At 59.3% G+C, this 24,225-nt stretch carries 24 protein-coding genes and 2 tRNA genes; 5 read left to right on the top strand and 21 right to left on the bottom strand.

The window, feature by feature from the left end; genetic code table 11:
* Nucleotides 1-56 precede the first annotated feature (56 nt).
* A complete protein-coding gene (locus tag VL688_07200) occupies nt 57-1,340 on the top strand; it encodes a glycosyltransferase family 87 protein (protein ID HTL47834.1) in 1,284 nt (427 codons plus the stop codon).
* Here VL688_07200 and VL688_07195 read toward each other — a convergent pair.
* The 11 genes from VL688_07195 to VL688_07145 form a co-directional block, all read right to left on the bottom strand.
* The gene (locus VL688_07195) at nt 1,320-1,619 is read right to left on the bottom strand and encodes an RNA-binding protein (GenBank protein HTL47833.1); all 300 of its coding nucleotides are present in this window, start codon (nt 1,617-1,619) and stop codon (nt 1,320-1,322) included. The two genes, VL688_07200 and VL688_07195, sit on opposite strands and share 21 nt — an antisense overlap.
* Nucleotides 1,620-1,790: 171 nt before the next feature.
* Nucleotides 1,791-3,209, bottom strand: coding sequence for a pyruvate kinase (gene pyk, locus VL688_07190; protein HTL47832.1), 1,419 nt, complete (start codon nt 3,207-3,209; stop codon nt 1,791-1,793).
* Nucleotides 3,210-3,352: 143 nt separating this feature from the next.
* Nucleotides 3,353-3,811 (bottom strand): peptidylprolyl isomerase, encoded by a 459-nt coding sequence (locus VL688_07185; GenBank protein ID HTL47831.1) that lies wholly within the window; start codon nt 3,809-3,811, stop codon nt 3,353-3,355.
* Between the two features lie 8 nt (nt 3,812-3,819).
* Nucleotides 3,820-4,320: a hypothetical protein gene (locus VL688_07180; GenBank protein HTL47830.1), complete on the bottom strand. Its 501-nt coding sequence runs from the start codon at nt 4,318-4,320 to the stop codon at nt 3,820-3,822.
* Nucleotides 4,321-4,364: 44 nt separating this feature from the next.
* The gene (locus VL688_07175; GenBank protein ID HTL47829.1) at nt 4,365-4,787 is read right to left on the bottom strand and encodes a hypothetical protein; all 423 of its coding nucleotides are present in this window, start codon (nt 4,785-4,787) and stop codon (nt 4,365-4,367) included.
* A gap of 290 nt (nt 4,788-5,077) precedes the next feature.
* Nucleotides 5,078-5,509, bottom strand: a complete 432-nt coding sequence (locus VL688_07170; protein HTL47828.1) for a CBS domain-containing protein — start codon at nt 5,507-5,509, stop codon at nt 5,078-5,080.
* A gap of 33 nt (nt 5,510-5,542) precedes the next feature.
* On the bottom strand, nt 5,543-5,977 hold the full coding sequence (locus VL688_07165; protein ID HTL47827.1) for a hypothetical protein: 435 nt from the start codon (nt 5,975-5,977) through the stop codon (nt 5,543-5,545).
* 12 nt (nt 5,978-5,989) lie between these two features.
* Nucleotides 5,990-6,772, bottom strand: coding sequence for a hypothetical protein (locus tag VL688_07160; protein ID HTL47826.1), 783 nt, complete (start codon nt 6,770-6,772; stop codon nt 5,990-5,992).
* 65 nt (nt 6,773-6,837) lie between these two features.
* A complete protein-coding gene (locus VL688_07155; GenBank protein ID HTL47825.1) occupies nt 6,838-7,119 on the bottom strand; it encodes a hypothetical protein in 282 nt (93 codons plus the stop codon).
* A 128-nt stretch (nt 7,120-7,247) separates the two neighbouring features.
* Nucleotides 7,248-7,757, bottom strand: a complete 510-nt coding sequence (locus VL688_07150) for a hypothetical protein (protein HTL47824.1) — start codon at nt 7,755-7,757, stop codon at nt 7,248-7,250.
* Nucleotides 7,758-7,787: 30 nt separating this feature from the next.
* Nucleotides 7,788-8,159 carry a DUF423 domain-containing protein gene (locus tag VL688_07145; protein HTL47823.1) on the bottom strand — a complete coding sequence of 124 codons (372 nt, stop codon included), beginning with the start codon at nt 8,157-8,159 and terminating at the stop codon, nt 7,788-7,790.
* Nucleotides 8,160-8,278: 119 nt separating this feature from the next.
* Here VL688_07145 and VL688_07140 point away from each other — a divergent pair, with 119 nt between their 5' ends.
* Complete coding sequence (locus tag VL688_07140; GenBank protein HTL47822.1) at nt 8,279-8,695, top strand: response regulator; 417 nt, start codon at nt 8,279-8,281, stop codon at nt 8,693-8,695.
* Nucleotides 8,696-8,698: 3 nt separating this feature from the next.
* On the opposite strand, the gene pepN is transcribed toward VL688_07140, so the two are convergent.
* The 5 genes from pepN to VL688_07115 form a co-directional block, all read right to left on the bottom strand.
* Complete coding sequence (gene pepN, locus VL688_07135; protein HTL47821.1) at nt 8,699-11,371, bottom strand: aminopeptidase N; 2,673 nt, start codon at nt 11,369-11,371, stop codon at nt 8,699-8,701.
* A 72-nt stretch (nt 11,372-11,443) separates the two neighbouring features.
* The gene (locus tag VL688_07130) at nt 11,444-11,761 is read right to left on the bottom strand and encodes a P-II family nitrogen regulator (protein ID HTL47820.1); all 318 of its coding nucleotides are present in this window, start codon (nt 11,759-11,761) and stop codon (nt 11,444-11,446) included.
* Between the two features lie 167 nt (nt 11,762-11,928).
* Complete coding sequence (locus tag VL688_07125; protein HTL47819.1) at nt 11,929-13,995, bottom strand: S9 family peptidase; 2,067 nt, start codon at nt 13,993-13,995, stop codon at nt 11,929-11,931.
* A gap of 6 nt (nt 13,996-14,001) precedes the next feature.
* A complete protein-coding gene (locus VL688_07120) occupies nt 14,002-14,919 on the bottom strand; it encodes a hypothetical protein (protein HTL47818.1) in 918 nt (305 codons plus the stop codon).
* A complete protein-coding gene (locus VL688_07115) occupies nt 14,916-15,752 on the bottom strand; it encodes a transglutaminase-like domain-containing protein (GenBank protein ID HTL47817.1) in 837 nt (278 codons plus the stop codon). Before VL688_07115 ends, VL688_07120 begins: the two co-directional genes overlap by 4 nt.
* Nucleotides 15,753-15,971: 219 nt before the next feature.
* On the opposite strand from VL688_07115, the gene VL688_07110 reads away from it, so the two are divergent.
* The gene (locus tag VL688_07110) at nt 15,972-18,866 is read left to right on the top strand and encodes an FAD-binding and (Fe-S)-binding domain-containing protein (GenBank protein HTL47816.1); all 2,895 of its coding nucleotides are present in this window, start codon (nt 15,972-15,974) and stop codon (nt 18,864-18,866) included.
* 63 nt (nt 18,867-18,929) lie between these two features.
* Here the strand turns inward: VL688_07110 and VL688_07105 are convergent, their stop codons facing one another.
* The 5 genes from VL688_07105 to VL688_07085 form a co-directional block, all read right to left on the bottom strand.
* Nucleotides 18,930-20,627, bottom strand: a complete 1,698-nt coding sequence (locus VL688_07105) for a GGDEF domain-containing response regulator (protein HTL47815.1) — start codon at nt 20,625-20,627, stop codon at nt 18,930-18,932.
* A gap of 191 nt (nt 20,628-20,818) precedes the next feature.
* Entirely contained in the window at nt 20,819-21,349 is a 531-nt protein-coding gene (locus VL688_07100; GenBank protein HTL47814.1) for a CbiX/SirB N-terminal domain-containing protein, read from the bottom strand.
* Complete coding sequence (locus VL688_07095) at nt 21,346-22,269, bottom strand: TIGR01777 family oxidoreductase (protein ID HTL47813.1); 924 nt, start codon at nt 22,267-22,269, stop codon at nt 21,346-21,348. Before VL688_07095 ends, VL688_07100 begins: the two co-directional genes overlap by 4 nt.
* Nucleotide 22,270: 1 nt before the next feature.
* On the bottom strand, nt 22,271-22,783 hold the full coding sequence (locus VL688_07090) for an SRPBCC family protein (protein ID HTL47812.1): 513 nt from the start codon (nt 22,781-22,783) through the stop codon (nt 22,271-22,273).
* An 11-nt stretch (nt 22,784-22,794) separates the two neighbouring features.
* Nucleotides 22,795-23,865, bottom strand: a complete 1,071-nt coding sequence (locus VL688_07085; GenBank protein ID HTL47811.1) for a glycosyltransferase — start codon at nt 23,863-23,865, stop codon at nt 22,795-22,797.
* Nucleotides 23,866-24,020: 155 nt separating this feature from the next.
* Here VL688_07085 and VL688_07080 point away from each other — a divergent pair.
* Nucleotides 24,021-24,092: transfer RNA gene (locus tag VL688_07080), tRNA-Thr, on the top strand.
* A gap of 29 nt (nt 24,093-24,121) precedes the next feature.
* Nucleotides 24,122-24,207, top strand: a tRNA-Tyr gene (locus tag VL688_07075).
* The last annotated feature ends 18 nt before the right edge of the window (nt 24,208-24,225 follow it).

The following is a 24,225-nucleotide window of genomic DNA, read 5'->3' as shown; positions in this document are numbered from 1 at the left end:
GAAATTCCCTGTTCAAAAACCCGGGCGCGTTTGGAAAAGTTACGGTATGATACCGCATGCCTTTGACTTCGTCTTTAACATTTAAGCCGCCGGTCAGCTGGCTCGATTTTTTCCATGCCCGCCGCCGGCTGTTCGCGGCTATGGCTCTCCTTTTTCTCGTGATTTTGTCTTTTCCCACCGTTTACCGCGGCGCCGGGCGCCACAAGCGGACCGATTTCACGGTTTTTTTGAAAGCGGCCGAGGCCGCCTCCCAGCGACGGGACATTTACGACGCCAAAACCGAACGGCAGTGGAATTACGTTTATCTTCCGCTGCTTGCCGTGCTGCTGATTCCCTTTACCGGCTTTCCGCTCAAGTTCACGATCCTCGGATGGTACGCAATTTCGGCCGCCGCGCTCTGGGCTTCCTTCCTGCTGGCCATGGGCCTTTTCCGCGACCGGCGCCAGGGATTTTCCGCGGCGCTCGCGGCCACGGTCCTTTGCCTTCCCAGCATTCTCGCCACGCTGACGCGCGGGCAGATGGGCGTGCTCAATTTGTTTTTCGCACTCGCGGTTTACGCGCTCTATGAAAAGAAGCAGGATTTCTGGGCCGGCGTGCTCCTGGCGCTCGGCGTCACGCTCAAATTGAGCCCGCTCGCGCCGCTCGGCTTTTTTTTCCTGGCGAAGAGAGAGTGGAAGGCGTGCGCGGGTGGAATCGCGGGCGCTTTTATTTTCGTCATCCTGCTGCCGTCGCTTGCCGTGGGGTTCGGCAAGAACTGGGTTTATATTCAGGAATGGCTGCGCATCATGGGACAGGCCACGTCCAAGACCGCGCATGAAAGCATGATCTGGGGCCAGCTGCTCACGCCCATGGCCGAAGACAACCAGTCGCTTTACGCGGTGCTCGCGCGGATCTTCTGGAAAACGGAAGAAAACGTGATCGCCCATCTCGGCCACTGGCTCGGCCCCGCCACGCGGCTTCTCGGACTCGCAGCTCTCGCGGCGCTGTCCTGGATCAGCCGGAAAAAACGCGGTGAAGAGTCCGAAGAAAAAACGTTCACGGCCTATGCCCTGTTCGCTTTCCTCATGATCCTCGTTTCGCCGGTCTCGGAAAATCACCATTACACGGTGCTGTTCCTGATGATCCTGGCGGCATTTTCATGGGACGGGCCGGAGACGGGAAAAAAAGACGCCATGACACGCGCGTACGCGGTCATGGCGGCCGTTGCATTTCTTCTGGGACTTATTTTCGAAAAACTGGCTTATTGGGGAGTTCCCATGTGGGGGGCGGGAATCCTCTGGGCCGTTCTTTTCGCCTGTCTCGCGGGGGACAAGCAAAAATTAGCGGGAAACCGGGCCTGAGCGGTAGTCTTCCCTGCGGGAATCGCTCCGCGGCTTCTGCGGCTTGGCTTCGGAGACCGTGAGCGGCCGTCCCATCAAGTCCGCGCCGTTGAGTTCAAGTGCCTTCTGAGCCCCTTCCACATTGGCCATTTCCACGAAACAAAATCCCTTCGAGCGCCCGGTGTCGCGGTCTTTGATGATATCCACGGTGAGCACTTCTCCGGACTTCGCGAAATGATTTTTGACGTCCTGTTCCGTCGCCTGATAGCTTAAATTTCCAACGTAAAGCCTTTTTTGCATGGCAGTCCACTTCCTTGTTTAGTTTTTTGCGGGGTTTGGGCTGTAACTGAAGAACACTATGAACTGAAGGGACATTTCTTCGAACAGCTATTGAGAAAAATATACACAGGTTTGACGTATCTGTCAAACACTAGCCTCGAAATTTCCGCTGCGCGCTTTTCTGATATCGTATCAGTGATCGCCCACGCAGTGGATCTTGGCCATGAATCTCGCGGCCGGAAGCGCCTGCTTGCCGGAAACGAGCACGGCGTAGTCGCCTCGCCGCATGAATCCCATCGATATCACGGCCTGGTCGGCTTTGTGCACCATCGAGTCCGTGCTTTTCGAGTAGACCATCGTGAGAGGATAAACACCGCGCAGGAGCTGGAGGCGCAGCGCGACTTTCTCTGAAGACGCCATCGCGATGACCGGCACTTCGGGACGCAGCTTCGAAACCAGCAGCGCGGTTTTTCCCGAGACCGTGAAAGCCACGATGGCCTTGGCCTTCATTTCTTCGGCCGCGTGATAAGCCGCGTGCGCGATCGAACGCGCCGCGGTGCTGAATCTGTCGCCGCCCCCCGGCTCCCCCACGCGCTGCTGCGCGCGCCGTTCCGCTTCCACGATGATCCGCGCCATCATGCGCACGGTCTCCACGGGAAATTTTCCCACCGCGGTTTCGCCGGACAGCATGACCGCGTCCGTGCCGTCGAAGACCGCATTGGCGATGTCCGACACTTCGGCGCGCGAGGGCGTGGTCTTGTCCATCATGGATTCCAGCATCTGCGTGGCCGTGATGACCGGCACGCCGTACGCGTTCGAGCGTTCGATGAGTTCTTTCTGGATCGCGGGAACGCGCTCGACCCCCAGCTCGATGCCGAGGTCGCCGCGCGCCACCATGATGCCGTCCGCAGCCGAAAGGATGTCGCCGATATGCGTGACGGCGCGGGGCTTTTCGATTTTCGCGATGACGGGGATCGTGCTCCGGCGTTTTTTGAGGAAAGCTTTGACCGTCTCAACGTCGTCGCGGCTGCGCACGAACGACAGCGCCACGTAAGAAACGCCCATGGCCGCCGCGGCCTTCAGCGCGACCTTGTCTTTCGGCGTAAGCGCCGGAAGCGTCACGGGCGCCTGAGGAAGATTGATGCCTTTGTTTTCTCCGAGGAGGCCGCCGGCAAGGACGCGCAGCTGCACCGTTTTTCCGGCTTTTCCCAGCACCTTGAGGCGCATGAGTCCGTTGTCCAAAAGCACGGCGTCGCCTTTTTTCACCATGAGCGGCAATTCGCGGCAGGTCGTGGTGATGATGCCTTCCGCGCCCGGGGCCGAAGAAACGGTCATGAGGACTTCGTCCCCGCTCCGCAGAAGAAGCGGCCGCTTTTCGCGGAGCTGTCCCGTCCTGACGCGCGGGCCCTGCAAATCCACGAGGATCGGAAGATCTTTCTTGAGGGAAGCTGCCACGCTGCGGACGAAGACGATCCATTCGCACAGGCCCTGCACCGTCGTATGGGAGGCGTTGATGCGCACGACATCCACGCCTTCACGGATAAGCGCCCGCATGATCTTTTCGTCCCGGCAAGCGGGACCGACGGTGGCCACGATTTTAGTTTTACGCATGAGAAGTTTCCTTTTTGCGGCAGACGCTTTCTTGCACGCAGGAGAGTCATGCACTCAAAACTTGGGGACAGGTCTAAAGACCTGTCCCCGTCCATGCGACAAGGGGACCGCCTACGGTATCTATCGGCGTTCGCCGGGGCGTCTTAATCGAGGATCGTGACTTTCTTCATGCTTACTTTTTGGAGGGGTTTGTCACGCGCATCGCGCGGCGCCTGGGCGATTTTCTTGACGATGTCCATGCCCTCGGTGACCTTGCCGAACACCGAATGGCGGTTGTCCAGCCAGGGAGTCGCCGCATCGGTAATGAAAAACTGGCTGCCGTTCGTGTTCGGGCCCGCATTGGCCATGGAAAAAACGCCCGGGGCGTCGTGCCGGAGCTGGGGGGAAAATTCGTCTTCGAACTGATATCCGGGACCGCCCGTTCCCGTTCCGGTCGGATCGCCGGTCTGGATCATGAAATTTGGGATGACGCGGTGGAAGATGATGCCGTCGTAAAAGCCTTTGCGCGCGAGCTTCTCGAAGTTGGCCACGGTTTTCGGGGCCTTGTCCTGAAACAACTCGGCCTGGATGTCCCCCAGGGTGGTTTCGATTTTCACTTTCATAACGCCTCCTAACCGCGGTATTTGACCATGACAAACGTCCCAGGCTGCTCCGGAACGCGCTTGAGATAAATTCTGCCCGATTTTTTTTCCGGCTGCTCCCACGAATGGATCCCGAAAGACTCGATGGGATTGGTGACCGCCACGCTGATCCATTCCTGATCCTGGATTTCCTCGGGCTTGTCGAAATCCAGCGTCAGGATTTTCAAAATATTCTTGTTCTTCCCCGCTTCGCGCGCCTGATCCCAGCGCGAGGCGTTGCGCACTTTCACTTTATTGAATTCCCCGGACACGACCTTGTCCACCCGGAACACCACGACCGCCGTGGGCCAGCCTTCGTTCTCGAGCTTTTGCTCAATGGCGTCGATGCTGGCGCCCTTTTCGATCGGCTTTACGCGGATGGGCGTGACGCGGAGCACGGCGTCATAAGCGCGCCCCTGCCCCCCATGCGCGCAGGAACATAAAAACGGAAGGAGCAGGCCGACGGCAAAAACCCGGAAACTGTTTTTCATGGGGCTCAATTTTAGAAGGGACGCGGAGTTAATTCAAGCGTCATCTAGGCGGCGTAAAGCACGGGATCTTTATAGTAATGCTGGATGGCCTTCTGGATATCTTCAGCCGTGGCTACAACCAGGCGGATTTCTTCGAGGTTCGTCATCTTGGACAGCAGGACGAGCAAAAAAACATTCAGCGGATTGGAAACCGCGATGGTCAAATATTTTTGCCCGAGCTCGACCGGCATGAAGCGGTATTGGTAGACGAGATGAACGGGGACCGCGCCGAGCGCCTGAGGTTCGATGCTGAGCGTGTCGAGCTGGATGAAGGGAACGCCGCATTGGATGGCGAGCGCTTTCAGGACCTGCTGGCGGGTGATGGCCTTTTCGTCGATCAGGATCTCGCCGATGAGTTCTTTGCGGATGACCTGGTTCGACAGGGCAGCGGCAAGCTGAGACCAGGTGATCCATTGCTTTTGCAGCATGATCTCCCCGATCCGCCAAAGACTCTTCCTACCCGCGCGCTGATGAGGCATGCGTCTCCCCTCCCCTTTGCTTTAAAAGGTACCCGCCGCCTACTTCTTTTTCAAGTTTTTAAACTCTCAAATGCCGGTATTTAAGGGGGTTAGCAGATTGCAAGGGATGCAAAACCAATCACTTGTGTCAGGGAAATTATTTACGTCGTATGGACGGGGACAGGTCTTTATACCTGTCCCCAAAGGTTTGAACGCACAAGGCCCTCTCGAGAGCATGTAGGCCTCTGCTGGGGAAAAATCTACTGGCCGTAGAAATATTCTTTCAACTGCTGGTTTTCGTACTGGGAGTCTTTGAGCTTGGCTTTGACCAAATCCCCGATCGAGACCATGCCTGCGATTTCGTCCTTATCGAGAATGGGAATGTGGCGGACGCGGTTCTTGGTCATGATGCCCATGAGGTAATCGAGATCGTCCTCCAGACTTCCGATGATCACCTTCCGGGTCATGATCTTACTGACGGGTGTCGTGTCCAGACCTTTGAGGTTGCGGTGGCATTCGCGCATGATGTCGCGCTCGGAGATTATCCCGGCGATGCGATTGCCGGCGTCTAGAACGATCAGCGCCCCGATGTTGTGCTCGACGAGCTGGCGCACGGCCTTGGGAAGAGGCTCATGTTCCACGATGGTCCAGACCTGGGTGCCTTTCTCTTTGAGGACGTCTCGAACTTTCATGCGTTCCTCCTTTTAAAAGTATACCCGCGGGATTCAGGCTGGAGCAGATTCCTTCTTTTTCGGCCTGACCGCCGGAGGCGTGAAAACCGTGGTATTGGAAACGTAGGGCGCGGCCGCTCCCACCTGGACATTCTGGGCAACGCCGGGTTTCCCCTGCCTGCCGAGGCCAAGATTGGTCGTGTAGGCATTGTAGTAGCCGGAGACCTGGACGGGGCCGGCTTGAACGTGGGCGATGGGCTGACGGACGCCCGCGCCTCCGGGACCTGCAACCACCTGGGCATGGGCGGGAAGCTGTGCCGTGGCGCGGGGGGCCATTTGATAGGCCGCGCCCTGAGGATTTCCGCGCGCGACTTCCGTCGTCGCCCGAGCCGCCTTCTTCATCCATTCTTCCGATTGGTCCGCCTTGGCGCCGCGGGGCGCCAGGCTCAGCATCGCGGCGAAAAGCACGAGAGAAACAAAGGACTTCATGTCAGGCCTTTCTCAACACATCACGCCGCTTTCGCAGTGTTCCACGGTATCGGAAAAAATCCCGCGTATGGTTTCGATCTTCTGCGGAGCGGCCTTTTGCTGTGCGGTGCGCACGGCTTCATTCAAGCTCGGCAGCCGCTTCTGATAATGGGCCTCGGGCGTGCCGACCACCGGCGGTTCGTTTCCCGCCTGCATGAAGACCGCATCCGGATCGTCCTGGTCCCGGTAAAAGAAAAGCCCTTTGGTGCCGTCCGAAGAAATGCCCAGCTTCACACGCGCCCCCTGTTCTTCCTGGTTCATGCGCAAGACAGGATTTCCGTCCGGCGAAACCGAGAGATCGAGGCCTTCCGAACCTTGCGCTTCGGAAATACGCAGGCCCTCGCTTCCTCCCGGCAGTCCGCCCAGCAGGACGCGGGCATGGCCGGCCGAATCAATGAGCTGAAGGACAGGAGTTCCCTGCTCGGAGGTTTCGAGCATGAGCTTGGAATCGCGGCCGGGGGCGCCCCAGGAAAAAGTCCAGCGCCCATTGTTCAAACCGAGAATGCCTTGCGGCTTTCCCTTGTTGTCGCGCAAAACCCATTCGCGCATCGTTTCCACGGGACCTTCCGCGTCCGCGCGGGCATGGGGTTTCGGCGCAAAAAAGAATCCTGCGGCAAAACCGCCGAGAGCGCCGGCGGCGAGGCTGATCAAAAAAATCAAGGCGTACGGCGTACGCCTAAGGCCGTACAGAGATGAAGAAAGTTTGAGTTCAGGTTCTTGAAGAAAAATTTTTTCGCGGGTCGGTGCTGTTGCCAAAGGTTCCTCCTTACGAGGGGGGCTTTCGGAGAATTATCGGCAGGAACACATTCAAGCCTGAGAGATTACGCGGTACCGGCAAAAAAATCGGGCCTCTCGAACCGCTCGAGGATGCGTCCCGCCGCCTGCGCGCGTTCCGAATAACGGATACCGCTCGCCGCGGCTTTTTTCCAGCTTCCGTTGACGAAGAAAACGTTTTCGCCGCCGATCTGGCACCAGTCGATTTCCTGCGCACCAGCCTTTTGTTTCAAGCTCTGGCACGATGCAAACCCTTCCGCCCGGACCTGCCCGGCGGGCAAAAAACAGAACAAAAAAAGCGCGGCTCCCGCGCCGAAACGGATGCTCATGGACACACCTCCAAACTGATCTGGGAGGATGTTTTCAAGAAGCATGCCAGCGAAAAGGGGCACCGGGCCGGGGGAAAAAACCTGGGAATTAGAAAGGACTTTGAGAGAAGCGTTTCAAGCAAAAGGTGCTATACGATGACATCCGGAGCATTCAGATACAGGCGGTGAGCCGCGACTCCATACGGGATAAAGATGAGGGCCACGACGAGAAACAGGATTCCGGCCATGGAGGCTATGCCGAAAACATACGAAAACAGAGAATAATCAGGCACTGCCCCGACAAAGACCCCGCTCAAAACCACGACAGCCGTCAGAAGCAGTGTCAGAGAAAGCGCGGGAACGAGCGCCACCGCAAACAATTTTGCCGTGGCCGGAAAGAGATTTTGCCAGGATTGCGCGGGATGATTGTGGAGGACGTGGCCCATGAGCCAGGCTCCGGCCAATACCGCATTGATCGGCACAAGCACCGCGAATTGAAAGATGGCGGGAGAATAGCGCCGGAGCCCCGCGCCTTCGGCGACCAGAATGAGCATCAGCGAAAACAAGTGCACCGGCCAGAAAGAAAGCCCGGTTTTCCAGTAGCGGGATTTAAAGATGTTGCGGCAATCTGACAATTCCCAGAAGGTCTTGAGTTCCATGGCTTCTCCATCCAAAGGATAGCACACGATTTACCCTTTTGCGGCTCCCAGGCCCAGACATGCCCATCCCGCCAGGAGCAGGAGGCCCCCTAAGGGAGTGACCGCGCCCCAGGCCTTCGCGCCCGACAGCACCAGAAGGTAAAGGCTTCCCGAAAAAAGGACGCTTCCCCACAGGAAAAAAGCGGATGCTGCGGGCACCAGACGGCTGCGGAACTGCGCCGTAAGAGGAATCGTGGCCAGGATCGCAGCGGCGTGGACAAGCTGGTAACGGGAAGCGGTTTCGAAAATGCCAAGCATGGCCGGTGGAACTTTGTCCCGCAGAGCATGGGCGCCGAAAGCCCCGGCGGCCACGGCTATAAATCCCAGGATGCCGGCCCCTGCCAAAGCGCTTTTCGACTTCATTGCCTCCTCCGGGCCCAAATGGGGCTGCTTGTTTGAAACCTGCAAAGGGATTATACTAACCCAAACTCTCCCCGAATTAGCGCTTGATTTTTTGGGGACGCAAACCGATTGAATAAAGCATGGAAAGCCCTCCCGAAAACAGGAAAAAGATCTTAGTCGTCGACGACGAACCCGACGTCCTGAAGTTCGTCAAACTCCGCCTCGAATCCCAGGGCTACGAAGTTTATACCGCGGAGAACGGGGAAACGGCCATCCACGTCACGAAAAAAATCCGCCCCGATCTCATCCTGCTGGACATCAAGCTTCCCCTCTTTGACGGTTATGAAGTCCTCCGCCGGGTGCGCGGTGACCCCGAGCTTTCGGAAACGCCGATTGTCCTCGCGACCGCCGACGCCAGCGTGCGGGTCCAGGAAGGCTCGAAGCTCCTGGACGCCAACAGCTACCTCATGAAGCCCTTCGACTCCGAGGAAATGTTCAAGGTGATTTCCCGCGAGCTCCGCAAAAAAGAATCCAAGGGCATCCACCCTCAGCCTTGATTTTTAAGCTTTTGCCGCGGCCGCGTTCTTCCTGCCGCTCTCGAGTGTCTTGGAAACGATTTCGTAGGTGTCCCGGGAAAGGCCGGGCGCGGCCAGGATGCGTTCGAGCTCTCGCCCCATTAATTCTTTCCTGCCCGCGTCCAGCTTTGCGAATTTCTTGAAGGCCGCCGCAAGCTTCGAGGCCGCACTCGGATTGAAGGTGTCGATTTCGAGGATTTTTCCGGCGATGAAACGATAGCCCTCGCCCGCCGCGTCGTGAAACCTCACGAGATTGCCGCTGAAAACGCCGAACAGCGCCCGCACCTTGTTCGGATTTTTGATGTCGAAGGCAGCGTCTTTTTCCAGCTTCTTCACCTGCTCCAGCACGTCCGGCCGTTTGGACGCCGCCTGCACCACGAACCATTTGTTCATGACCAGCGCGTTTTGCCGCCACTTCAGGGCGAAAGCGGTCAGCGCTTCGTCGCGTTCCGGGAATCCGGCCTGGCTCATGGCGTCCAGCGCGGCCATCGTATCGGTCATGCTGCCGGCATGGCGGAACTGCTCCGCGACCCGCTTGCGCGCATCCGGGGTTCCGAGCGCGGCGAGATAATAAAGCGCCATGTTCTTGAAGCTCCTTTTTCCGATCGAAACCGAATCCGGGGAATACGGCCCGGTGCCGTGGTAACGCCCGTAAATGCGGATCAGCTGCGGCTCATGCGCGGCGGCCAGACTTTTTAAGAGATGTTCGCGCGCGGCAAAGGCAGCGTCGAAATCGCAGACCTCCATTCTCTCGACGAGCGACGTCACGCTCGGCAGGATCATGCACTCGGCGCAAAGCGCGGGATCCAGGGATTCGTCGGCCAGCATGCTCCCGAAGGCGGCCACGAATCCCGCGTCAGCCTCGAGCTTCCGGCCTTCCTGGCGCGCGCGGATCAGGTCTTCCAGCGCGCGCGTGGCCAGCACCTGCCCGGCTTCATAACGGTTGAAGGCGTCGGAATCGTGGGCCAGGAGGAACCGCAGCTGTTCCGGCGTGTAGCCGTACTCGAGTTTGACGGGCGCGGAAAAGCCGCGCAGGAGCGACGGCACCGGGGATTCCGGGACATTGCGAAAAACGAAGGTGTGCTCCTTTTTCGAAATCACCAGGACCTTGGACGTTTCCTTTTTCGAGTCCCCTTCCAGCTCAAGGGGAAGGTCCTTGCCCCGGGCATCCAGAAGCCCCATCTTGAAAGGAAAATAAAAGGGGTCGGCTTTCTGTTCTTTCACGGTCCGGGGCGGGAGCTGCTCCACTTTCAGCGTGTAGGTTTTCTTCGCGGCGTCGTAATTCCCGTCCACGCGGCAAACGGGCGTGCCCGCCTGACGGTACCAGTTTTTGAACTGCGTCAGGTCGTGGCCGGACGCCTGCTCCATGGCATGTGCGAAATCTTCGGTGGTCACGGCCTGGCCGTCGAAGAGCTCGAAATATTTCGTCATGCCCTTGCGGAAATTCTCGCGGCCGATCAGCGTCTCGATCATGCCGATCACTTCCGAGCCCTTGTTGTACACGGTCACGGTGTAGAAATTGTTGATCTCGATGTAGGACGGCGGCCGGATCGGATGCGCGTTGGGTCCCGCGTCTTCCACGAACTGAAAGTCGCGCAGCACGCGCACCGCGGCGATGCGGTTCACGGCGCGAGAACCCATGTCCGCGGAAAATTCATGGTCGCGGAAAAACGTGAGGCCTTCCTTCAGCGTGATCTGGAACCAGTCGCGGCAGGTCACGCGGTTGCCGGTCCAGTTGTGAAAATACTCGTGGCCGATCACGTTTTCGATGGCTTCGTAGTTCTGGTCGGTCGCGGTTTCGGGATCGGCGAGCACGTACTGTGAATTGAAGATGTTCAGGCCCTTGTTTTCCATGGCCCCGAAATTGAAGGCGTCGACCGCCACGATCATGTACGTGTTCAGGTCGCATTCCAGGCCGAACCTTTCCTCGTCCCATTTCATGGCGTTCTTCAGGGAGCGCATGGCGTGGCCGCATTTTTTCTCGTTGCCCCTGTCGACGAAAATCTTCAGGGCGATGGTCCTGCCCGAGCGCGTCTTGAACGTGTCCTGCACTTCGCCGAGATCGCCCGCCACCAGCGCGAAAAGATAAGAAGGCTTGGGGAACGGATCCTCCCAGGTCACAAAATGCCGGCCGCCGTCCAGGTCGCCTTTATCCATGGGATTGCCGTTCGAGAGAAGGACCGGGTAGTTTTTCCTGTCCGCGGTGATGCGTGTCGTGTATTTGGACATGACGTCCGGACGGTCCAGGAAATAAGTGATTTTGCGGAAGCCTTCGGGCTCGTTCTGCGTGCAGTAAATGCCGGAGGAAACGTACAGGCCTTCCAGCGCCTTGTTCTCCTGGGGCCGGATCTCAACCTCGGTTTCCAGAACGAAAACGTCCGGGACCGTGGGAATCGTCAGGTGCGTTTCATTGACCGTATAATCGGAGGGTTTGAGGGTTTCGCCGTTCAGACGGATGGTGATGAGCTTCAGGCGCTCGCCGTTCAGGACGAGGGGGGCCTTGGGTGAGTCGGCCTTCGGATTGCGGCGCAGATGCAGGCAGGTTTTCACCCGCGCCGCGGTTTGCAACAATTCGACGTCGAGTCCGGTCTGCGGAATGAGAAAATCCGGCGGCCTGTAGTCTTTGAGATGAATAACGTTCGGCTTGTCGCTGCTCATGATGACCCCGTCAGAAAAAAACAGACGTGATCATACCAAGCGGGTTCGCGGGATGCAAGCGCCGGATGCCTGCTAGACCGCTACGGCTCCTCTTTCTCCCGTGCGGACGCGGATAAGATCCGTCATTTCGAAAACCGCGATCTTGCCCGCGCCGAGCTTCCCGGTTTTGCAGATGTTCTGGATGACGCCCAGAATGTCTTCCAGTTCTTCGTCGGTGCAGTACATCTCGATCTTGATCTTCGGCAGAAAAAGATACGGTTCGGGCCGGGTCTGCTCGTTTCCGAATCCCTTGACGTCGTAGACCGTCATGCCGGAAATGCCCTTGAGCCGCAAGGCCTTTTCCAGCTCCGCGAATTTGTTATGCGGAATGATGCATTCGATTTTTTTCATTCCTTCTCCTTTTTTGATGCCACGCTACAGATTTGTCGCCATGCCGGGGAAATCAACAGTTCTGCGGCTAAATATGCAACGCGTGTGCCACTTTGAGGCTTAGGAGGAAGGAGACGGGTCCGCGGCTGGAAGGTATCCCTCCCTGCGAGTTTTTCAGGGGAGAACGGTCAATCGCCGATGCCAAGCACCTTGAACATGAAGGCATAATCGAGGGCAATCTCTTTCAAAAAATCATAGCGTCCCGAAGCGCCTCCGTGGCCTGCGCCCATGTTGATCTTGAGAAGCAGTGCGTTCGGGTCGTTTTTCAGCGTCCTGAGCTTCGCCGTCCACTTGGCCGGTTCCCAGTACTGCACGCGCGGGTCGTTCAAGCCGCCGGTGATGAGCACCGCGGGATAATGACCCGGCTTCATGTTGTCGTACGGCGAATACGAGTGGATGTAATCAAATGCCTCTTTGCCGTGCGGGTCGCCCCATTCGTCGTACTCGGTGACCGTGAGCGGGAGCGTTTCGTCCAGCATCGTGTTGCTGACGTCCACAAACGGCACATGCATGACCACGCCCGCGAAAAGGTCCGGCCGCAGATTCACGACCGCGCCCATGAGGAGCCCGCCCGCGCTTCCGCCGGAAATCACGAGTTTTTCCGGGCGCGTATAACCTTCGGTCACCAGATGCTGCGCGCAGGCGATGAAGTCCAGGAACGAATTCTTCTTTTTCATGAGCTTGCCGTCGTCGTACCACGGCCTGCCGAGATCGCCGCCGCCGCGGATGTGGGCAATGGCGAAACCAAAGCCGCGGTCGAGAAGTGAAAGCCGGTTGGAGGAAAACATCGGGTCCGTGCTGATGCCGTAGGCGCCGTAACCGTAAAGCAGAAACGGGTTCTCCCGGTTGCGCGCAAGGCCTTTACGGCTGACGAGCGAGATTGGAATCTCCGTGCCGTCATGCGAGACCGCGAAAATCCTTTCGGAAACGTACCGGGACGGATCGTAGCCGCCGAGCACTTCCTGCTGTTTTTTCAGCGTGCGCTCGCGCGTCTTCATCGAATAATCGTAGACCGAATTCGGCGTGACGAGCGATGAAAAGCCGAAACGCAGCGTCTCGCTTTCAAATTCCGGATTGCTGCCGCCCCAGACCGTGTAAACCGGTTCGGGAAATTCGATGTCGTGCTCGCCGGTTCCGTCCCAGCGCCGCACGCGGATCTTGGTGAGTCCGCGCTCGCGAAGGTAAAGGACGAGAAAATCGCGGAAAACGTCCAACCCGTCGATCTTGATCTCCGGCCGGTACGGGAGAAACTCTTTCCAGTTTTTCTTTTCCGGGGCGGAAGCGGGCGCCTCCATGAGCTTGAAATTTTTGGCGCCGGCGTCGTTGGTCAGGATCAGCAGGCGCCCGTTGTAATGCTCCACGGAATATTCCAGCTCCGCCTTCCTGGGATGGACCATGCGGAACTTTCCGGACGGGTTCGACGCGTCGAGGAGATGCATTTCCGAAGTCGTCTTGCTCTCGATGCCGAGCACCAGGAATTTCCGGTCCTTGGTCTTTCCGATGTTGACGAAAAAAGCCTCGTCGCGCTCGTGATGGATCTCGAGATCGCGGCCCGGCTCTTCGCCGAGGCGGTGGCGGAAAAGTTTGTAGGGCCTCTTGGAGGCGTCGAGAGTGGTATAAAAGAAAGTTTTGTTGTCTTCCGCCCATTCGAGCGCGGTCGCGGTATCGGGAATGATTTCCGGAAGCAGCCGGCCGGTCGCCAAATCCTTGATGTAAAGCATGTGCACTTCGTTCCCGAGCACGTCCGTGGAATACGCCAGCAGACGATGGTCCGGGCTCACTTCCAGAACGCCCAGACTGAAATACGCGTGGCCGTCGGCGAGTGCGTTCATGTCGAGCATGATTTCTTCCGGCGCTTCGAGGCTGCGGGGCTTGCGGCAGAAAATCGGATACTGTTTTCCTTTTTCCGTGCGGGAATAATAAAAGTAATCCCCTTTTTTGATGGGGACGGAAAGGTCGGTTTCCTTGATGCGGCCCACCATTTCGTCATAGAGCTTCTGCTGCAAGGGCTGCGTAGGAGCCATCACGGCTTCGGTGTACGCGTTTTCCGCTTCGAGGTAAGCGATCACTTCCGGATTGCCGCGCTCGCGCAGCCAGTGGTAGTTGTCGGTCAGCGTGAGGCCGTGGACCTGCGAGGCATGGGGAATTTTTTTTGCGGCCGGCGCGCCTTTGATTTCAGAAGTGGGAAAGCTCATGGTGTCCTAGACCGACTCGATCTTTTTTTTCTTCATTTCATAGTCTTCGTCGCTGACCTTGCCTGAGGCATGCGCCTTTTCCAGCATATCGAGCGCCTGTTCTTTCATGTCCTGAATGCCTGCGGGTTTCGCGGCCGGCGTTTCGCTTTCGGGCACAGCGCGCACGATTTTGCGCGGGACGACCGGCACGAGGCTGAGCCGGCGGGCCTCTCCGATCTTCCAGAGGCGGTCTTCCGCCGTCAGCTCGAACAGCCACTGTTCCTGATACCCGCCCCGGGTCACATATGACATGGCTTCGGCGCTGAGGGTCTTCTGCTCGAGGATTTTCAATTCCTGGAGCGAGGGGGCGTCGTCCGGGGCCTGCTCTTCTCCCGAAGCTTCCGCGGCCTGGGCCTGTGCTTGCGCCCGCCTTTTCGCGCCGGCCTCGCGGTCTTCTTTTCTTTTCTTCGCATAATCGCCGGCCGGCCCCAGCAGTTCGCGCTGCCGTTTCGAAAAAAGCGCGAACTGCTTGTCGAACGCGCCGGAAAATTCCAGCGCGTAATACTCTTTCAGAACTTCTTCCGGCTTGCCCTTGGGCTTGCCGGGCGCGAACGACAAAATCGCGAGCGGGATCACGACCAGCGCGGCAAGTCCGGCCGCGACCGGCACCAGGATTCCCGCGGATTTTGACTTGCCGCCTCTCTGCACGACGGCCTTGCCCCAGTTGGGACCTTTGGGCGCGTCTTCCGCGGGCGGCTTCAGCACCGCGCTGCGATGCGATTTCGTTTCTCTTTCCGCGTCCGTCTTGTCGATCTCTTCCAGCGTGATCGCGGTGTAGCCTTCGGCTTTGAGCATCTGGAGCGCCGAGGCCTGGCTCTCCGCTTCGAACGTTCCTGCGTATTTGTTGCCATCGCGGTCGGTAGCGACGGCACGAAATAATCTCATTCCCTGTCCGTCTCCACGGCATCCAACAGTTCCTGCATGAACGCCGCCGCTTCTTCGCGGCCCTGGCGCTGGAAGGCCCCGATCAGGTTTCGCAGCACTCGCCGCACGATGGTCACCGCGTCCGCGCCCGCGCGCACGACTTCGGTGGCCGAGGCCTTGGCCTTGGGGTTTTGATTGACCAGCGATTCTTCTTCGATGAAACGCCCGCCGTTGTAGCAGTCGACGAGGTAGATCTTGCCGCCCACGGGCGCACGCGCCAGGAAATGTCCGGGATAATTGCAGCCGCCGATGTCGAGCCCGAGCCTCGCGCCGACCATCATGTAGATGCAGGCCAGGCTGATCGGAATGCCGCGCCGCGTATGGATCACCGTGACGAGGTTGCTGTTGGCCGGCTCATAATAGGAATCTTCGTGCGCCCCGCGGAATCCCCGCGTCTCGAACAGGAACTGGGCCAGCCGCCAGACGTCCGGCGCGCCGTAATGCGTGCGGTAATCTTCAGCCAGGCCGTCCAAGAGCCCCTTCAGGCTCTCGGAAGCGAAAGGCCCGCTCAGATAGCCGGAAAGCAGCGTACAGGCGGCCTCGAGTTTTCCCTTGTCGTCTTCCATCTCGAGCCAGGCCGGCCAGACGCGCCGCAGCTTTTCCTTTTGATGGTTCTCCAAAAGTTCAGAAAGGATTTCGAATTGTTCCGGCGTGGGCGGCTCAGCCAGGCGAGCGAGCAGTTCTTTCAGGCGGGGCCCAAACTCCGCGAAGCCGCGCGTGATTTCTTCGCGCACGACCGTGGAATCGTCGTCCAGAAGGCGTACCAAAAAGGACAATTTCTCGAGATCCTGCATGATGCTTTCCCTTGCGGCTTGCAGCCCGGCTTTCATTTCGGCGATAATGGCCGGGGCTTGAGCCCTCTTCCCGCGTAATGTAGCATAAACCCGGCGCCGTGGGTACAGGGGACAAGTTTAAAAACCTATCCCCCCCGAACCTTGGCCTCTTCGTACCGAGATTTCATTTTCCGGCCGATATAATGGAAGTCCCTTGGGCCATCCAAACGACGAGAAGCCATGCCGCTTTACCCTGACAGCTATAAAAAGATGGAGCAGGACCTTCGCGGGGCCGTTTCCGGCGGGGTCTTTTTCGACGACGGGGCGCGCGCGCTTTATGCGACCGACGCCTCCGTCTACCGCCACGTCCCGATCGGAGTCGTGGTCCCGCGAAACCGCGAAGACGTGATCGCGGCCCTGGGAGTCTGCCGCAAATACGGGGCGCCGGTCCTGGGCCGAGGAGGCGGCACGAGCCTCGCGGGGCAGAGCTGCAATGCCGCGGTGATTCTGGACCTTTCGCAGCACATGAACCGCGTGCTCGAAATCGACCCCGTCCGCAAAACCGCGCGCGTCGAGCCCGGCGTGGTCCTCGACATCCTGAATCGCGAAGCGCGCAGGCACGGCCTCGTCTTCGGCCCGGATCCGGCCACGCACGCGCAGTGCACGCTGGGCGGCATGATCGGCAACAACTCCTGCGGCATCCACTCCGTCAAAACCGGCAAGACTTCCGACAATGTCGAAGAGCTCGAAGTCCTCACCTACCGCGGCTCGATCCTCAAGGCCGGCGCGCTATCGCCCGAGGAGCTGAGCAAAATCATCGCGCACGGCGGCGAGCAGGGCGGCATTTACAAAAAGCTGCAGACGCTCCGCGACGCGCACGCGGAGGCGATCCGCAAAGGCTTCCCGAAACTCCCCCGCCGCATTTCCGGCTACAATCTCGACCAGCTTCTGCCGGAAAACAGTTTCCATGTCGCGCGCGCGCTGACCGGCACGGAAGGCACGTGCGCCATGATTCTCGAAGCGACCGTCAAACTCGCCGAAGACCTGCCGGAAAAAATCCTGGCGGTGCTCGGTTATCCCGACATCATCCAGGCCGCGGACGACGTGCCCGCTCTCCTTTCCGTAAAGCCGGACGGCCTCGAAGGCATGGACGGCGCCTTCACCGAGAACATGCGGAAGAAAGGCCTTTTCCCGGAGGCGCTCGGCATGCTGCCTTCGGGCAATGGCTGGCTGCTCGTCGAGCTGGCCGGCCGCACTCAGGACGAAGCCGCGTCCAAAATCGAATCGCTGAAGCGGGTCCTGGTCCAGTCGCGCGCGCGGCCGCAGCTGCGCGTCTTCCAAGACCACGAATCCCGTGAAAAAATCTGGCGCGTGCGTGAATCCGCCATGGCTGCCACACTCAAAGTGCCGGGAAAGAAAGACACGTGGCCGGGCTGGGAAGATTCGGCCGTGCCTCCGGAAAAGCTGGCGCCTTATCTCCGCGAGCTCTACAACCTCATGGAAGAATCCGGTTACCGCGGCGTGATCTACGGGCATTTCGGCGAGGCCTGCGTGCATTCCAGAATCGACTTCGACTACAAGACCGGCAAAGGCGTCACGCAATTCCGCGCGTTCATGGAAAAGGCGGCGGATCTCGTCCTGCGCTACGGCGGTTCTCTTTCGGGCGAGCACGGCGACGGCCAGGCGCGCGCGGAACTCCTGCCCAAGATGTTCGGCCCGGAGCTCATGCGCGCCTTCGAGGCTTTCAAAAACGCCTGGGACCCGGACGGCAAAATGAATCCCGGAAAAATCATCCACCCGCACCGCCTGGACCAGGACCTGAAGTTCGGCGTGGGCTATCCGCCCGCGCCCGCGCCGAAAACGCATTTCACTTATCCCGAAGACCAGGGCAATTTCACGCTCGCCGCGGAGCGCTGCGTCGGCCTGGGCAAATGCCGCAAGACCGAAAGCGGCACCATGTGCCCGAGCTACATGGCCACGCGCGACGAAAAACACTCGACGCGCGGACGCGCTCATCTCCTTTTCGAAATGACCAACCACCGCGGCCTGATCACGGGAGCGAATGAGCATCACGTCAAAGAGGCGCTGGACCTCTGCCTCTCGTGTAAGGCCTGCAAGACCGAATGCCCCGCGGGCGTGGACATGGCGACCTACAAGTCGGAATTTCTCGCGCATTACTACAAGACCCGCACGCGCCCGCTTGCCGCAACATTTTTCGGGCACGTGGACACGTGGGCGCGCCTGGGCGCGCGGCTGCCCGGCCTTGCCAACGCCGTGACGCAGGGCGCCTGGACCTCGAGGCTCATCAAAAAAATGCTTGGCGTCGCGCCCGAGCGTCCGCTTCCCCTTCTTGCATCCCAGCCTTTTTCCGCCTGGCACGCCGCGAACCGGAAACCGTCTTCGGGGCCGCAGGTCCTGCTCTGGCCCGACACGTTCAGCAATTATTTTTATCCCGGCCCGGCGATCGCCGCGCATCGCGTGCTCGAGCGGCTGGGCTATGACGTGGTCTTGCCTCCGGCGGGCCTGTGCTGCGGGCGCCCGCTCTACGATTACGGGATGCTGGACCAGGCGCGGCAAAAACTGAAAACGACCGTGACCCTGCTTGCTGAGCCTCTGTCGCGCGGCCTCTTACTCGTGGGCCTCGAGCCCAGCTGCATGAGCGTTTTCCGTGATGAGCTGCCGAATCTGTTTCCGGGAAACGCGGAGGCCCTGCGCCTCGCGCGCCAGAGCCTGCTGTTCAGCGAATTCCTGGACCGCGAAGTGGAAAAAGAACGGCTTCCTTCTTTGCAGGGGCGGGCTCTTGTCCAAGGGCATTGCCATCAAAAATCGCTTTTCGGGATGAACGGCGAGCGGAACGTGCTGCAGAAAATTGGAATGGATTTTCAAATCCTGGATTCGGGCTGCTGCGGCATGGCCGGGCCTTTCGGCTACGAAGAAAAAAACCAGGAGGTCTCGAAGCTTTGCGCGGAGCGCGTCATGGCGCCGGCGGTCCGGGAGGCGAACAACGAAACCCTGGTGCTGGCCGACGGCTTCAGCTGCCGCGAGCAGATCCGCCACCTGACGGACAAAAAGGCGATGCATCTCGCGGAATTAGTGGATCTGGCATTCGAGCGTGGACAGGGACAGGTCTTTTGACCTGCCCCCACGGTTTGAGTGCAATAGGCCTGTTGCAGGCATGCCAGCGTTTGCGGGCATCCGTCACGCAGGATGGCCGAATAAATAACCCTGGCCGTAGAGCACGCCCAGGTCTTTCAGGACTTCCAGTTCGTCCGGCGTTTCGATCCCCTCAGCCACGACCTCGCAGCCCAGGACGGAACTTACTTTCAAAATTCTCTGCAGCGAACGCCGCCGCGTCTCGTCTTCCTTGATGCCCATCACCCACTTCTTGTCGATCTTCACGATGTCCGGCTCCAGCAGGACAAGGCTTTCCAGGCAGCTGCGGCCGAAGCCCACGTCGTCGATCGCGATCTGCACGCCCTGGTCCTTGAACGTCTTGACCGTGCGCGCGAGATAAGACGGCTCGCCGATGATCTGCTGCTCGCTGATCTCGATGCAGTACTTGAGCTGATTTTCCCGCTCCTTCAGAGCCTCCAGGAAATGGTGCGCCGGAAAATCCATGAGCGTGGACGGGAAAATGTTGATGTGGCAGGCGGTCTCTTTTTCGAGAGGATAGCTGGCTTCGACGCAGGCGCGGAAGCAGTGATGATCGACGAGCGTCAGCAGGTTTGCTTCCATGCTGGCGCGGAAGAAGTCGTCCGGCATCTCGAAGCCCGAGACAAGCGAGCGGGAAAGGAATTCGTAGCCTACGTTGCGGCCGTCGGAAAGGTCCACGATCGGCTGCTTCAGCGCGCGGAACTGGTCCTGGCGCTGCAGCGCGGTATGGACTTCGTCCAGGTGCCCGTTGCCGTTTCCGTTTCCATGGCCGTTGCCTCCTTGATGCGTAAGCACGCCGGGATCGTAGGCCACGCGGTTTTTTCCTTCGCTCTTGCTGCGGTAAAGCAGCTTGCGCGTCTTGCTGAGCAATTGGTCCAGAGAAAGCGTCGCAGCATGGGCGACCCCAATGCCCAGGCTCGCGGTGACGTACACGCCCTTGCCGGAATGCACGGAAACCGACGCCTGTGCGATCGCAAGCCTCACTTTTTCCGCGACCCGCACGCCTTCGGCAAGACGCGTCCCGGGAAGCAGGATGATGAATTCGTCGCTGCCTACGCGCGCCACGTAATCCGACATGCGCAGCGTCGTGCGGATGCGGCCGGCGATTTCCCGCAGGATCACGTCGCCCGCGGCGCGGCCCATGGCCTGATTGATCTGCTCGAAATTGTCGAGGTCCACGGTCAGAAGGATGAGGCCCGTGTGGTCGCGCCTCAAAATTTCCAGCTCGCGCGAAAACGCCTCGCGCAGGCCGTGGCGGTTGAGCAGGTCGGTCAGTGGATCCAGCATGGTCATTTTTTCCAGCCGGCTCTGCACGGTGTCGAGCTCGCGATTGAGCGTGATCACTTCCCTTTTCAGCCGTTCTCTGTCGCGCGCGTAACGCATGACGCGGAGCAGGCAGCCCGCGTCGTAGCGGCCCTTCACAAGATAATCCTGCGCGCCGCGCGAAAGGCATTCCAAGGCCGTTTCTTCGCGCGCGGAATCGGTCATGATGACGACGGGGATATCGCGGACCTGATCCATCAGGAGGAAAAAGCCGGTTTCACGGAGATTGGGCTCGGACGGAAGATCGAAGAGGATCATCTGCGGCTGGTACTGGCTCAAAAAACGGAGTGCCTCAGGAACCGAGCGGAAGCAGGCCGCCGAGGAATTCATGGAAGGCGAAGCAAAGATTTGTCTCAGGCTGCTGATTTCGCCGGTATCGGTGCCAATCAGAAAGATTTTGGCTGAGTCCTGCGATGACATTCTAGCCCCCTGCGAAGAAAAACGGCGGAAACGTTTGAGATTATTTCCGAGCCTGTCAACGGACCGAACTAAGAATGAATCTATAAGGCCGATTGAACCCGGGCCGCAGAGGTGGGCCACGGGATCCCCGTTTGAAGGGGAGCAGTAGTATACCTAAAACAAGAAAGCTCGCAAATGTTTTTTTTTGCGCTTTAGTGAGGGTTTTTGGAGGTTTCCAGGTGTCCCGAAAGCTGCCGGGCCAGAAAATCGGCGATGCGCTCCTCGTCGAAAGGCCAGGCGTAGACAAAAGATACGTTGGGATGCCGGGATTGGGCCTCTTCCACGAGCTGCGGGATCTCCTCTTCCGAGTGATTGCCGCCCCGCGTGACCATGGGGGTGATCACAAGGACTTTGGAGACGTCCGGCCGGGCCGCCGCGTCGAGCGCTTCCGGAAGCGCGGGCGCGCAGAATTCGTTATAGCCGAGCACGACTTCCTGTCCGGTCTTGCGCGACAGGCGATCGGCGAGCCTTTTGGCCGCGGCGTCGAAAGGATCGTTGGCTTCGGTGCGCGGCCACTGCCGCATTTTTTGCTCGAGCGCTTCCAGCTTTTTCAAAAGCGCTTCGCGCGGGCCCGCGTCCGGGCGTCCGAGCGCCGAGCGCAGCCGGAAAAATTCCGTTTTATCGGCGCCGGGAAAATCCCGCGGCGTCATGCCGTGCATGGCCAGAACGATGACGGTTTTCATAGTCCCCTTCTTCCTTTTCTGAGAATCGTGGAAAGCGCGGGATCCAGCATTGGGTACTGGAACGCGTATCCCGCATGCATCATTTTTTCCGGAACCGCTTTCTGCCCTTCCAAAAGCATTTCGGACATTTCTCCGAGCAGGGTCTTCAGCACGAAGCCCGGCACGGGAGCCCACGAGGGCCTGTTCATGGCGCGTCCGAGCGCGCGGCAAAAATCCTTCATGTCCGCAGCCTGCGGCGCGACGGCGTTCACCGGGCCCGCGATCTCTTTGTGTTCCAGGGCATAGAGCATGATGCCGATCACGTCGTCGCGATGGATCCACGGGAACCCCTGCTTGCCTGTCCCCAGCGGGCCGCCGATGTAGAAACGAAAAGGCGGAATCATTTTCTCGAGCGCGCCGCCGCCTTTTTCCAGCACGATGCCGATGCGCACGCAGACGACACGCACACCGAGCGGATCGGCCTGGAAAGCCGCCTCCTCCCAGCGCGCGCAGACATCGGCCAGAAAGCCGTTGCCTCTGGGATGGTTTTCGCGCACATCCCCTTTTTCGACGTTGCCGTAATAGCCCACGGCAGAGGCATTGATCAGGACGCCCGGGCGCCGTCCCGCCTTTTTGATCGCGCTCACAAGGCATGCGGCGCCATGCACACGGCTGTCTTCTATTTTTTTCTTCTGCGCCGGCGTCCAGCGCCTCGCGGCAATCGGTTCGCCCGCCAAATTGATCACCGCATCCGCGCCGTCCAGGCTTTCAGCCCATGGGCCCACGTTTTCGCCGTCCCAGGCCAGGACGCCAACGCCCGCGGCCGGCTTGACGGAGGCGGGATGCCGCGTCAGCAGGACCACGTGATGCCCCTGCCGGACAAGGGCCGCCGTCAACGCTTCGCCGATAAAACCGGTACCTCCGGTCAAAATAACTTTCATATCAGGATTCCTTTTGCGCTTCGGCCTGGAGCCGGGGACCGCCGCGGAAGTATTGTTCTATAACCCGTGCCCTGTGGTCAAAGATTTTTTCGAGGTTCCGGCTGACATACAGCCGTTGCGCCAGCTCCCCAAGGGTTCCCCATCCCACGCGATAGAGAACTTCATCTTCCAGACGCGTGCCTCCCGAAACTTCCTCGAAGCGGTGGATATGCCTCCAGTAAGCATAAGGGCCGCGAACCTGTTCGTCGACAAAATGCCGGGGCGGATCGTATTCGGTGATGAGCGAGGTCCAGCGCACGGGCAGCCCTATCAAGCGGATGCGATAGTCAATCTGTGCGCCTGCCTGCATGACGATAGGCTTTGACGTCAGGATTTGAAATCCCAGCGATGCCGGCGTGATGAGCGCCAAGTTCTCAGGCCTTTCAAAAAAAGAGAAGACTTCACGAAGAGGCCGAGGCACAAAATGCTGCCGGAGAAGCCGGCAGATTTTCTTTGTTTCCGTGGGGTTCGGCATCATCATCTCGATTATTCCACGGCGCGGCGGACAAGATCATTGATCCGGCGCACGGTGTTCTCCTGCGTCAGAGGCCGCGCCCTTTCAAAAGCGTTCCGGGCCAGGGTTTCGCGGCGGACAGGGTCGGCCAGGAGTTTTTCGATCGCGCCCCGGAGCGCCTTCGGGTCTCCGGGCGGAACGAGCAGCGCGTTTTCCTCGTGCGCCAGATACCCGTCCACGCCGCGCACGCCGCTCGCGACGATAGGGAGCCCTGCGGCAATCGCGTCGCGGATGCGGATATGCCCGATGCTTTTGTTTTTTTCGAAAACGCAAAGCGCGAAAACAGAAGCCGCGCAAAGCTGCGCGTGATGCTCCGCCGCCGGAATATCGCAAAGCACTTCGGCGCGCCTGTTCCGGTTGAGCCTGCGGACAAGCGGCAGGTCCTGCGGCGTGCAAATGACTTTCAACGGCCAGTCCGTGCCTTCGGCCGCGGCGAAAAGCGTTTCCCAGTCACAGGCCACCCTGCCCGTCGCGATGACGGAAGGCGGAAACGGCCGGGGCGCCGCGGGCGCAGGGACTTCCGCAGACGCGGCCTGCGGCCAGGGAACAAAGAAAAATCTTTCCGCCTCCAGGCCCAGAAGCCTGGCGTAATGTTCCGGTTCCCACGCCGTCATCACCACCGCGAAACGCAGTATTTTTCGAAGCGCCGGACGGGTCACCGCGCGGAACCAAAGCGCGTCGCGCCTCCGCCGGAAAGGAACGCCGCACATATACTGAAGCAGGATCAGCCTTTCTCTCCTGCGGCCGAACAGCCGCTCAAGCAGGAAAAAAGTGCGGGTGCCCGGCATGGAGGTCGTGGTGGCCACGAGAGGATAACGGCGGGCCCACCCGAAAAACAGGATGCCCCGGACAAAATCCGAGCGCTTGATCCAGTCCCGCAGCCGCGGGAAGCGGTGGAACATGTTATGGATCCGCATATCCACCGACTCGAAAGGCACGTCAAAGACCGCCTCGTACCACGTATTCGCGAGGAGGCGCGTCGAAGCCTTGGAACTTTCATCCGAGGAAAGAGAAGCCTGGGTTTGCACGCGGTATTTTACCATCCGAAAATTTCTTTTCGAACAATTTCAAGCTTCCGAGGGAGTAGGGCTAAACGTTTTCTTGCAAACAAGCCCTCCTAACCCGTATAATTTGCCCCTATCTGTTCCCCCGCCCGGGACGTTAGGGGTTTGTTCAAGGTCGTAAACCCTTGTATCATGCTGGCATAGCTCAGGGGTAGAGCAGCTGTTTTGTAAACAGCCGGTCGGGGGTTCAAATCCCTCTGCCAGCTTGCACTGATTTTATTGATCAAAAAAATTCGGGGAGTTACCAAAGTGGCCAACTGGGGCAGACTGTAAATCTGCTGGCTTATGCCTTCGGTGGTTCGAATCCACCACTCCCCACCAGTTAAAAACCCTCACGCA

The sequence above is a fragment of the Verrucomicrobiia bacterium genome, assembly GCA_035495615.1.
Classification (GTDB): domain Bacteria; phylum Omnitrophota; class Omnitrophia; order Omnitrophales; family Aquincolibacteriaceae; genus DATJFP01.
This window is presented reverse-complemented; position numbering and strand designations above follow the sequence as displayed.